The sequence below is a fragment of the Streptomyces sp. NPDC051940 genome (assembly GCF_040680895.1).
In the GTDB taxonomy this organism is placed as follows: Bacteria; Actinomycetota; Actinomycetes; order Streptomycetales; family Streptomycetaceae; genus Streptomyces.
Genome location: NZ_JBFAXR010000204.1, coordinates 1 through 10,281 on the forward strand (window position 1 = coordinate 1; position 10,281 = coordinate 10,281).

General features: G+C 73.3%; 10 protein-coding genes. 8 read left to right on the forward strand and 2 right to left on the reverse strand.

Translation table 11 applies throughout. The features are described from left to right. From AB0M28_RS38515 to AB0M28_RS38535, 5 genes are all read left to right on the forward strand, one after another. The coding region (locus tag AB0M28_RS38515; protein WP_365415162.1) for an acyltransferase domain-containing protein at nucleotides 1-880 on the forward strand (880 nt) is incomplete at its 5' end. Nucleotides 881-904: 24 nt separating this feature from the next. Then, nucleotides 905-1,933 (forward strand): 3-oxoacyl-ACP synthase III family protein, encoded by a 1,029-nt coding sequence (locus AB0M28_RS38520; RefSeq protein ID WP_365415164.1) that lies wholly within the window; start codon nucleotides 905-907, stop codon nucleotides 1,931-1,933. A 6-nt stretch (nucleotides 1,934-1,939) separates the two neighbouring features. Beyond that, nucleotides 1,940-3,844 carry an HAD-IIIC family phosphatase gene (locus AB0M28_RS38525; protein WP_365415166.1) on the forward strand — a complete coding sequence of 635 codons (1,905 nt, stop codon included), beginning with the start codon at nucleotides 1,940-1,942 and terminating at the stop codon, nucleotides 3,842-3,844. Next, a complete protein-coding gene (locus AB0M28_RS38530; protein ID WP_365415168.1) occupies nucleotides 3,831-4,064 on the forward strand; it encodes a phosphopantetheine-binding protein in 234 nt (77 codons plus the stop codon). Before AB0M28_RS38525 ends, AB0M28_RS38530 begins: the two co-directional genes overlap by 14 nt. Next, on the forward strand, nucleotides 4,064-4,930 hold the full coding sequence (locus AB0M28_RS38535) for a 4'-phosphopantetheinyl transferase superfamily protein (RefSeq protein ID WP_365415170.1): 867 nt from the start codon (nucleotides 4,064-4,066) through the stop codon (nucleotides 4,928-4,930). The genes AB0M28_RS38530 and AB0M28_RS38535 overlap by 1 nt, the downstream gene beginning before the upstream one ends. A gap of 49 nt (nucleotides 4,931-4,979) precedes the next feature. Here the strand turns inward: AB0M28_RS38535 and AB0M28_RS38540 are convergent, their stop codons facing one another. Beyond that, nucleotides 4,980-5,816, reverse strand: coding sequence for a helix-turn-helix transcriptional regulator (locus AB0M28_RS38540; RefSeq protein WP_365415172.1), 837 nt, complete (start codon nucleotides 5,814-5,816; stop codon nucleotides 4,980-4,982). 369 nt (nucleotides 5,817-6,185) lie between these two features. Between AB0M28_RS38540 and AB0M28_RS38545 the strand changes: the two genes are divergently transcribed. After that, nucleotides 6,186-6,374, forward strand: a complete 189-nt coding sequence (locus AB0M28_RS38545; RefSeq protein WP_365415173.1) for a hypothetical protein — start codon at nucleotides 6,186-6,188, stop codon at nucleotides 6,372-6,374. A 27-nt stretch (nucleotides 6,375-6,401) separates the two neighbouring features. On the opposite strand, the gene AB0M28_RS38550 is transcribed toward AB0M28_RS38545, so the two are convergent. After that, entirely contained in the window at nucleotides 6,402-7,112 is a 711-nt protein-coding gene (locus tag AB0M28_RS38550) for a 4'-phosphopantetheinyl transferase superfamily protein (protein ID WP_365415175.1), read from the reverse strand. Between the two features lie 346 nt (nucleotides 7,113-7,458). Between AB0M28_RS38550 and AB0M28_RS38555 the strand changes: the two genes are divergently transcribed. Both AB0M28_RS38555 and AB0M28_RS38560 read left to right on the forward strand, forming a co-directional pair. Continuing rightward, nucleotides 7,459-8,304 (forward strand): metallophosphoesterase, encoded by an 846-nt coding sequence (locus AB0M28_RS38555; protein WP_365415177.1) that lies wholly within the window; start codon nucleotides 7,459-7,461, stop codon nucleotides 8,302-8,304. Between the two features lie 154 nt (nucleotides 8,305-8,458). Further along, on the forward strand, nucleotides 8,459-10,240 hold the full coding sequence (locus AB0M28_RS38560) for an AAA family ATPase (RefSeq protein WP_365415179.1): 1,782 nt from the start codon (nucleotides 8,459-8,461) through the stop codon (nucleotides 10,238-10,240). Nucleotides 10,241-10,281 lie beyond the last annotated feature (41 nt).

Genomic DNA, 10,281 nt, shown 5'->3' on the forward strand with positions numbered 1-10,281 from the left:
GCAGGCCGGCTCCCGCGGCGTACGCGTGCGGATGCTGGACGCGCGCCGGGCCTTCCACTCGCCGCACGTCGCCGCGGCCGCCGAGGCCCTGGCGGCGGAACCGGTGGAGCACGCCCGGCCGGCCGTCCCGTTCTTCTCCACCCGTTACGGGCGGCTGCTCGGCGCCGATCCGCTGGACGCCGCGTACTGGGCGGCGCACGCCGCCGGGCCGGTCGAGTTCGACGACGCGCTCGGCGCGCTGCTCACCGCCACGGCGCCCACGCATCTGGTCGAACTGGGCCCCCGCCCGCAGCTGCTGCCCCTCGCCGGCCGCTCGGGCCGCGCGGCCGGAGCGGAGCTGCTGCATCCGGCGCCGGGCCCCGAGGCGGGCGGCCGGGAGCTGGCCGAGGTCGTGGCCGCGCTGCACCGCGGCGGACTCGATCCCGTCTGGGAGGCGCTGTACGCGCCCGAGCAGCGGATCTGCGAGCCGATGCGGCCGTACGTGTTCGCCTCGGAGCACCGCTTCTGGGACCGCCAGGCCGCACCGCCCGAGCCGCCCGTGACCGTGCGGACCGCGGAGATCCCCGACCTCGGCGGTGCGAGTGCCGCCCCGGTGGCACCCGACGCCTGTGACGAGGCGGCGGACGACCCGGTGCTGGAGGCCGTGGTGTCCGCGGTGGCCGAGGTGGGCGGCTACGCCCGCGAGCGGGTGGTGCGCGCCGCCCGCTTCTACGAGGACCTGGCCTTCGACTCGGTCATGATCATGCAGCTCAAGGACCGGGTGGAGAGCCGGCTGCCGCAGGCCGGCGAGGTGTCGGTGCAGGAACTGCTGCCGGCGCTGCGCTCCGTCGGCGCCCTGGCCGACTTCATGCGCGACCTGATCATGGCGAACACGCACTGAGCAGCAGGGGGAGGACCCTAGACCATGGGCCGTAGCGCGACACCGACCGCCTATGTGGCGGCGACCGGTACCGCCCTGCCCGGCGACCCGGTGGACAACGAGACGCTCGGCAAGACGCTGGGCGTCAGCGTGGAGTGGATCGATCTGTTCGTCGGTTCCCGGTACCGGTACTTCGGCTGGGACCCCGCCACCTTCGAGGTGCGCAGTACCCTGGCCGACCTGTGCGCGGAGGCCGCGGCGCAGGCGGTCGACGCGGCCGGACTGGAGCCGGCGGACATCGAGTTCCTGGTGCTCTCCACCGCCACACCCGACGTGCTGCTGCCGACCACGGCGACCGTGGTCGCCGACCGGCTGGGGATCGACCACATCCCGGTCACCCAGCTGCAGGCGGGCTGCTCCGGCGCCGTGCAGGCCCTGTCCCTGGGCCGCAGCCTCATCGCCGACGGCGCGGGCGCCGGACTGCTGGTCGGCGGGGACGTCACCCACCGCTTCCTCGCACAGCGCCCCGACGTCCTGCACATGCCGACCCAGGAGCTGGTCAACCACGTCCTGTTCGGCGACGGGGCCGCCGCGGCGGTGCTGACCGCGGAGCCCGTGGCGGAGGGCGTCGCCGTGCGCGGCGTGCTCAACCGGTGCACCGGCCGCGGCCGGGCGCCCGGCCAGATCCTCGACTGGTACGGCATCAGCGACCGCGCCGTCGAACGGCAGCTGATGTCCGAGGACTACAAGGCCGTCGAGGAGCACGTGCCGGTGATGTCCGGCGAGATCCTCTGGGAGCTGCTCGGCGAACTCGGCTGGGGGGCCGAGGACATCGACTACCTGCTGCCGCCCCAGCTCTCCCCCCGGATGACCGACCGCATCGTGGAGCGGCTGCCCGCCCCCGCCGTCGCCGAGGTCTCCTGCGTGGCCGACACGGGCAACACCGGCAACGCGCTGCCCTTCCTACAGCTCGACCAGGTGCTGCCGCGCCTGGAGACCGGCCAGCGTGCGCTGGCGGTGACCGTGGAGTCGAGCAAGTGGATCCGGGCGGGTTTCGCCCTGGAGAAGGTGTGAGGCCCGATGGGAGACGGACTGGACCGGCTGCGTGCGCTGCACGCGCAGGGGCTGCTGGCCAAGGCGTACGACGAGGTGCCCCGGCTGCTGGCCGGGGAGACCGGTGAGCCCGCCGCGGGCGGCGCCGAACTGCGCACCGCGGGACGGCTGCTGGCGGGCCTGGACCCCGACGCGGTGCTGGCCCACCACCCGGGCACGCCGGCGGTCACCGTCGCCGTCACCGGCTCCTCCACCGCCGCCCCGGTCCTCGACCCGCTGACCGCGGAGCTGGCCCGGCACGGCATCCTGTGCCGCCCCGTCGTCGGCGACCACGGCGCCTGGCTGCGCGATCTGACCGACCCGGACAGCGAGCTGCGCGCGGCACGCCCCGACGTCACCCTGTGCCTGCTCGACGCCCAGGCCGTCTTCGCCGAGGTGCCCGTGCCGTGGCGGCCCGAGGACGTCGAGCGGTCGGCCGCCCGGCTGATCGACCGGCTCACCGCCATCGCCGCCGACTGGCCCGGCCTGCTGGTATTCAACACCCTGCCGCTGCTGCGCGGGCACACCCACCAACTGGTCGACCACGCCTCCCGGGCCGCGCTGGGCGCACTGTGGCGCGAGTGCAACGCCCGGCTGCTCCGGCTCGCCGGACAGTCCCCGCGGCTGGTGGTGGTCGACCTCGAACCGCTGCTGAACGAGGGCGGACCGGTCACCGACGCACGGCTGGCCGTCTACGCCTCGCTGCGCCTGGGCGCCGAGGTGCTGGCCTGCTACGCCCGGGAGGTCGCCCATCTGGTGCGGGCGGTGCGCGGCCGGACCCGCAAGTGCCTGGTCCTCGACCTGGACAACACGCTGTGGGACGGGATCCTCGGCGAGGACGGGCCACAGGGCGTCACCGCCTCGGGCTCCCTGCGCGGGGAGGCGTTCCACCACTTCCAGCGGGTCGTCAAACAGCTCGCCGCCCAGGGCGTGCTGCTCGCGGTGAGCAGCAAGAACGACGCCGCCCTGGTGCACGAGGTGCTCGCCGACCACCCCGATCTGGTGCTGCGCGAACAGGACTTCGCAGTCGTCAAGGCCGACTGGCGGAGCAAGGACCTGAACCTGCGCGAGGCCGCGGACGAGCTCGGACTCGCCCTGGACGCCCTGGTCTTCGCCGACGACACGGCCGCCGAACGGGCCCAGGTGCGCCTCGGCGCCCCGGGCGTCGCCGTGGTGGCGCTGGACGGCGAGCCGGCGCTGCACCCGGACCGCCTGCTGGCCGACGGCTGGTTCGACACGCTGCGGCTGACCGAGGAGGACGTGGCCCGCACCGGCCGCTACCGCGGCGAGCGCCGCCGCCGGGAGCTGCGCGAGACCTCGGGCAGCTACGCGGAGTTCCTGGCCGGCCTGGAGACCCGGGTGGCGCTCGGCCCGCCGCGCGCCCACGAGCTGGCCCGGCTCGCCCAGCTGACCCAGCGCACCAACCAGTTCAACCTGACCGGACTGCGGCAGCGCGAGGACGAGCTGAGCGACCGGGCGGCCGACCCCCGGCGGCATCTGCTGCTCGTCGCCCGCACCGCCGACCGCTTCGGCGAACACGGCCTCACCGGCGCCGTGCTGGGATGCCTTCGCGACGACGTGCTGGAGCTGAAGAACGTCTGGCTCAGCTGCCGGGTCCTCGGCCGCGGCATCGAGCACGCCCTCCTCGCGACGCTTCTCGCCACGGCGTCCGAACGGGGGTTGCGGGCCGTTGAAGCAGGGTACGTACCAACCTCCCGCAACCACCGGGCACGCGGGTTCTACGCCGAGTGCGGCTTCGCGGATGTGACGCCGGCCGCACCCGGGACAGGGGAACGGCGCTTCAGGCACGGCCTGACCGACCTGCCTGCCGTCCCCGATCACATACTCGTCGATCGGTTAGCCTGGGAGGGGGACCGCGATGCGCGTGGATAGCCTGCACGGCTTCATGGCGCTTGTCAGGGACGAGTTGGGGGTGGCGCTGTCCATCCCGCAGGACGCGCACGCGGAGCTGGCCGATCTCCCGGGCTGGGACTCACTGAACCTGCTGCGCCTGGTGGTGCTGCTGGAGGAGCGCGGCCATCCGGTGGCGGTGCACCAGTTGCTGCTCGCTCGCGATCTCAATGACATGTTCACACTTGTGAAGGGGCGATGATGACAGTCCCGGGCAACTCCCCGCCCGGCCCGCCGCTCGGCGAGCCCGTCGCGGTGACCCCCCGGGGGGACACCTGGGGCCAGGTCAAGGAGCACCTCGCCGGCTACGGCAGCGCCATCGTCCATGCCCGGCTCAGCGACCTGGAGCCCGAACTCCCCGACGGCGAGGATCTGCGGGTCCTGCTGGGCCGGGACTGGAACCGCTATCTGGACCTCAGCCACGCCGAGGTGCGCAACCGCTACGCGGCCTCGCGGATGCTGCTGAAACACGCGGCCGGCGCGGTGCTCGGCGGCGACCCCGACGATCTCGAGCTGGCCTACGGACCCACCGGCCGGCCGTATCTGCGCGGCTGCGACCAGGTCGACGTCAGCCTCAGCCATACCGAGGACCTGCTGCTGGTCGGCCTGACCACCCGCGGGCTGATCGGGGTGGACGCCGAGCGGGCGGACCGCGACATGTACGACGCGGGGCTGAGCCGGCACATCTGCACCCCGTACGAGCTGGTGCTCCTCGCCGGGATGCCGGAGGGGGAGCGCAACCGCGGGCTGGTCCGGCTGTGGACGCTCAAGGAGGCGTACAGCAAGGCCATCGGGCAGGGTATGCAGTTCCGCTTCACCGAGTTCGGCTTCGGGCCGGACGGCCGCCCGGTGCGGGTGCAGCGGCCCGACGGCACCCCCGGCACCGGCGACGAGTGGCTGTTCCGTACCTTCGTGCTGGCCAGCGGCTACTGCGTGAGCGCGGCGGTGTACGACGCGGGCTTCGGCCCGCTGCAGGACCCGGAGATCACCACGATGCTGGACCAGGACTGCGTCGACTCCATCACCGAGGCGCTGCACAGCGAGAACGGGGAGTGGCGGGGGAACTGACCGGCGCCTGCCGAATCCCCGGACGACGAGGGGATTCCGGCGCCGCCCGTCAAGGGCCGTAGTCGAGCAGCCCCTTCCTGGCGGCGTTGTACCCCGCCTGGAAGCGGCTGGTGGCCTCGAGCTCCTCGGTCAGCTCCGCGATGTGCCGGCGGCAGGTCCGCACCGCCATGCCCAGCCGGCGGGCGATCATCTCGTCCTTGTAGCCCTTGGCCATCAGCTGCAGGATCGACCGCTTGAGGTCGTCGGGGGCGGGGGCGGCGCGCTGCGACTCGACCAGGAAGGGGGACCCGTTCTCCCACAGGTACTCGAAGACCGAGCAGAGGAAGGCGACCAGGGTCGGCTCGCGCACGATGGCCGCGCCGGCCTTGCGCTGTTCGTTGTGGCGCTCCGGGAGGAAGGCGACCTCCCGGTCGTAGATGATGAGCTTGTCGATGACCTGGTCCACCGTGCGCACCTCGGCGCCCTGTTCGGTGATCTCCCGGACGTACGCCCTGGTCGGGAGGTCCGTGCGGGCGGTGTGCTGGTAGATGGTGCGGATGCAGATGTCCCGGCTGAGGGCCTTCAGCGAGGACTCGCGGGCCCGCGACAGCATCTCCGGCGGCCGGGCGCCGCCGGGCTGGATGCTCAGTAACTCCCGGCTGCAGTGCAGACTGAAGTGGTCCAGCAGGGACTGCACCCGGTTCACGTCCGTGACCAGGTCGAACGCCTCCAGCCGGTTACGCAGCCGGCGGCCTTCGTAGTACAGCGGGGTCAGCGACTGCAGCCGCGTCCTGAGGTCGTCCACCGCCTGCTGCAGATCGCGTATCTGCTGTTCGGCCGGGTCGACCAGGGCCGCCGCCGCGGCCTCGGGCGCCACGGGGACGAGCTCGGAGGGCCGCCCGGGCATCGGCTGGAGCAATCGGAGCTGGCATAAGACTCCCAGTACCTGCTCCGTCTCCTGGGGAGTCAGGGAGAGTTGAGCCGCTATCTCTTCCCGGTCGAACCGGCCCAGTCTCACGGAGTGGCCATATGCGGCGGCGCTCACGTCGTCCAGTTCGGCGAAAGAGGAACCGGAGTCGGCAGCCACATACATTCCCCGTCCCCCTCCGCAGGCGAAGTTGCTGCCATGCCACTTTACGCCAGCGGGGCGCCCATGGTGTAGCCGTGTCGGTGATGCCAGGGTAAAGCTTGTCGATTCGGGCACCGAACCGGAGAGAAAGCCCCGCCGTTCGTGTCCCCTCAAAAATCTTGGTGATGGGGGAGAAGAAGCGTGAGGATGACATTCCGTCTACTGACGTCGGCGTCGCTGCCGTTGCTGGCCACAGCCCTTCTGTTCGGAGCCGCGGCGGCCGTCGCGACACCGCTGCCGGGCCTCGGTAAGGCCTCCGTATCCATCAGTTCGGGCGAGGTGACCGGCGACGAGCCGGTCATCGTGACGCCCGACGGCGACGACCAGTGGAAGTAGCGCCGTCCGGGCGTCACTGACCACGGATCACACCGCGCTCCCCGCAAGCACCGTGCGGGGGGCGCTTCGCTGTGCCGGCACCCGCGCCGGCACCCAGGTGGCGCTGACCAGCACCCCGTGCTCACTCGCCCAGCGCCCCGCGAAGTGACGCGGAGCTCCGGGAGCGGGCGAGGCGCCGGTGGACAGCAGGGTGGCCCGGAAGGCGCCGGCGGCGGGATCGACCGTCACCAGCGCGTCCTGGAAGTCGAGTTCGTGCCGCATCAGGGGGAACCACGTCTTGTAGACGGCCTCCTTGATGCTGAACAGCAGCCGGTCCCACGAGATCCCGGGGTGCGAGCGGCCGAGCGACCGGACCCAGCCCAGTTCCTGGGGCAGGGAGATGGATTCGAGGACTCCCTCGGGCAGCGGGGCGTTCGGCTCCGCGTCGATGCCCAGTGCGGCGAGGTCCTCGGTGCGGGCCAGCGCCGCGGCCCGGTAGCCGGCGCAGTGGGTCATGCTGCCGACGACGCCGGGCGCCCACTGCGGGACACCGCGGTGGCCCGGCAGGACGGGCCCCGGCTCCAGACCCAGCTGCTCCATGGCGCGCCGGGCGCACCAGCGGACGGTGGTGAACTCCTGCCGCCGCTTGGTGACCGCGTTGCGGACCAGGTCCTGTTCGGCCGGGTGCAGGGCCGCCTCGGCTGGGTCGGACGTGGACTCTGCGGCGGCGACGGAGCCGGGGACGAGCTTGGCAAGCATGATCTCTCCGATGGATGAGGGGGTTTCAGTGCCTCGCGGTCGCTTGTGGCGGCCTGTCTCCACACTCCCGCCGGGGCCGCCGCCGGGCCATGCGCGAGCGGGTCGCGGCCGCCGGCCGGGCCCCCGGCGGGCCGGAATCCGGCCGATGGCTGCCATCCGGCGGACGCCGGCGGCGGTCGCAGCCACGCAACTGCCGAATAGGGCGGGCGGCTTGCCATCCGCTTGCCATACCCCCGGGGGAATGTTCTGTACATGTAATGGGATCGCACACGTAATCGAGTGCGGGCCCGAAGTGCGGGGACTGATAGGGGTATCGGGCCCGGTCCGCTCCGCCTAACCTCGCTGGATGCCGCACGGAAAGCTCATGGCGATCAGCGATCTGCATGTCGCGCATCCGGAGAACCGGGAGTTTCTCGAGGCGCTGCGGCCGGACAGCCCGTCCGACTGGCTGGTGGTCGCGGGAGATGTCGGGGAGTCCATCGGGGACCTCGGCTGGGCGCTGGGTCTGCTGCGCGAGCGATACGCCGAAGTGGTGTGGGCCCCGGGCAACCACGATCTGTGGACCGTCCGCGGCGACCCCGGCCAACTGCGCGGCGAGGAGCGCTATCTGCGGCTGGTGGCGGTGTGCCGCTCGCTGGGCGTGCACACGCCCGAGGACCCTTATCCGGTCTGGTCGGGGCCCGGCGGCCCGCTCGTGGTGGCGCCGCTGTTCCTGCTGTACGACTACAGCTTCCGCACCCCGACCGCCGGCACCAAGGAGCAGGCCCTGGCGGAGGCGTACCGGACCGGGGTGGTCTGCAGCGACGAGTTCCTGCTGCACCCCGACCCGTACCCGAGCCGCGACGCCTGGTGCCGGTCGCGGGTGGCGGCCACCGAACGCCGGCTCGCCGCCTGCGATCCGGCCCTGCGCACGGTGCTGGTCAACCACTTCCCGCTGGTCAGGCAGCCGACGCGGATACTGCGCCACCCCGAGTTCGCCCAGTGGTGCGGCACCGTGCTCACCGCGGACTGGCACATCCGGTTCCGCTGCGCCGCCGTGGTCTACGGCCATCTGCACATCCCCCGCACCACCTGGTACGACGGTGTGCGCTTCGAGGAGGTCTCGGTCGGCTACCCGCGCGAGTGGCGGACCCGAACGCACCGGCCGCAGACCCCGCGGCAGATCTTCCCCGCCCCCGCGGTGGCCCATTGATGCGCGGGCACTTTCTGCCACCGGGGCGGGCGGCGCGACCTCACTAGACTTGTCGGCAGATATGCCGGAAGCCATCTCCTATCCCTTCGGAGGATTTCCGTAGCCCGGCAGCAGAGCCGGGCGAGGAGGAATGGGAGGGGTATGGGGGATATTCATGGTGCTGGTCCAGTTGGACGCGGAACTCACTTCGCTGATTTCGGCACTCGACGCCAGCGCATCCGGCCGTTCGACGCTGGTTCTCGTCGAGGGAGCGGTCGGCTGCGGGAAGAGTGAATTTCTCGAAACGGCCACATGTCTGGCGGTTGGCCGCGGTGCACTGGTATTGCGGGCATTCGGCGACGGCCGGGAACGGGGCCGGCCGCTGGGCGTGCTGGCCCAGCTCGCCCACGGCGCACGGCAGGCCGGTGCCGGACTCGCCCTGCCCGCCGAACCGGAGGACGCGGGCCGGGTTGAGGCGCTGCAGGCGTTCGCCGCCGAGGTGCACCGGCTGGCCGAGAACCGCCCCGTGGTGGTCTGCGTCGACGACCTGCACCAGGTGGACGACGTGTCCCGGCTGCACCTGCTGCATCTCGCCCGCGGCAGCCGCTCGGTGCCGCTGCTGCTGCTCTACGCCACGGCCCTGCCGCTCGGCCCCGGCGACCCGTTGACGGACACCGAACTGCTGCGCCAGCCGCATCTGGAGCGGATCCGTCTGGGCCGGCTCGGCCTGCCGTCGGTACGGGCCCTCCTGGAGAACCGCACCGAGGCGGAGGCCGACCGGCTGCACCAGGTGAGCGGCGGCAACCCGCTGCTGCTGCGCGCGCTGTCGCAGGACCCGCAGGGCCGGCCGGGCGGTCACTACGCGCAGGCGGTGCTGGCCTGTCTGCGCCGCTGCGGACCGGTCACCGAACAGGTCGCCCGCGCCGTCGCCGTCCTCGACGGGCACGGCACGCCGGACCTGGTCGCACAGCTGGCGGGCGTCGGGCCCGCGGCCGTGACCCGGGTCGGCGCGGCGCTCACCGCGGCCGGACTGCTGGACGGCGGGCGGCTGTGCCATCCCGCGGCGCGCACCGCCGTACTGGAGGACATGGACGCCGACGCGCTGCGCGCCCTGCGCCGGCGGGCCGGGCTGCTCGCCCATCAAGTGGGCGCCCCGACGGCCGTGATCGCGGCGCAACTGCTCGGCGCCGGGCACGCCGACGAGGAGTGGGCGCCCGCCGTGCTGCTCTCCGCCGCCGGGCAGTTCCTCGCCGACGGCTCGCCCGCGCAGGCCGCCGAGTGCCTGGAGCTGGCCTACGAGGCCAGCCCCGACCAGGCGCACCGCGAGGAGATGCGCATCCGGCTCGCGGCCGTCGCCACGCGCACCGACCCGGCCGCCGCCGAGGCCCATCTGGCGGAGCCCCTGCGGGCCGTACGGGCCGGGGGCGCCGCCCGGCCCTGGCTGGCCGCCCTCGCCCGCGCCCTGGCCGCCCAGGGCCGGATCGAGGAGTCGGTCGAGGTCCTGGGCAGGATCGCCCCGCGTCCCGGCGCCCGCGAGCCGGCCACGGCGGAGCGCAGACCCGATCCGCTGGACGGCCTGTCCGCGTTCCCGCAGTGGGCCGCCGACTGGTCCGCCCCGGCCCGCGCCGACGGGCAGGGCCGGACGCCGCGCGAGGGCACCCACCCCGCCGCCCTGTGGGCGGTGCCCGAGGCGCGGGGCGGCGCCGCGCACGCCGCCGAGCTGTATCTGCGCGGTGTGGCGCTCACCGACGACACCGTCGCGCCCGTCGTGCAGGCGCTGCGCGCGGTGCTGTACAGCGGCGGCCCGGACCAGGCCGTGCCGTGGTGCGAGGTGTTCGCGGCCCGGTCCGAGCAGCGCGGCGCGGCCGGCTGGTACGCCGCGTTCGCCGGGCTGCTGGCCGAGGCCCGGATGCGCCTCGGCGATCTGGAGGCCGCTGCCGCCGCGCTCTGGTGCTGATCGGGTGTGTGGTGCTGCTCGCCCTCGTGGGCCTCTTCGCC

Bases quoted from the DNA above. Each gene is read 5' to 3' on its own strand.
- AB0M28_RS38560 (WP_365415179.1), top strand. From the start codon at position 8,459: ATGGTGCTGGTCCAGTTGGACGCGGAACTCACTTCGCTGATTTCGGCA.
- AB0M28_RS38555 (WP_365415177.1), top strand. From the start codon at position 7,459: ATGCCGCACGGAAAGCTCATGGCGATCAGCGATCTGCATGTCGCGCAT.
- AB0M28_RS38520 (WP_365415164.1), top strand. From the start codon at position 905: ATGGGCCGTAGCGCGACACCGACCGCCTATGTGGCGGCGACCGGTACC.
- AB0M28_RS38525 (WP_365415166.1), top strand. From the start codon at position 1,940: ATGGGAGACGGACTGGACCGGCTGCGTGCGCTGCACGCGCAGGGGCTG.
- AB0M28_RS38545 (WP_365415173.1), top strand. From the start codon at position 6,186: ATGACATTCCGTCTACTGACGTCGGCGTCGCTGCCGTTGCTGGCCACA.
- AB0M28_RS38540 (WP_365415172.1), bottom strand. From the start codon at position 5,816: ATGCCCGGGCGGCCCTCCGAGCTCGTCCCCGTGGCGCCCGAGGCCGCG.
- AB0M28_RS38535 (WP_365415170.1), top strand. From the start codon at position 4,064: ATGACAGTCCCGGGCAACTCCCCGCCCGGCCCGCCGCTCGGCGAGCCC.
- AB0M28_RS38550 (WP_365415175.1), bottom strand. From the start codon at position 7,112: ATGCTTGCCAAGCTCGTCCCCGGCTCCGTCGCCGCCGCAGAGTCCACG.
- AB0M28_RS38530 (WP_365415168.1), top strand. From the start codon at position 3,831: ATGCGCGTGGATAGCCTGCACGGCTTCATGGCGCTTGTCAGGGACGAG.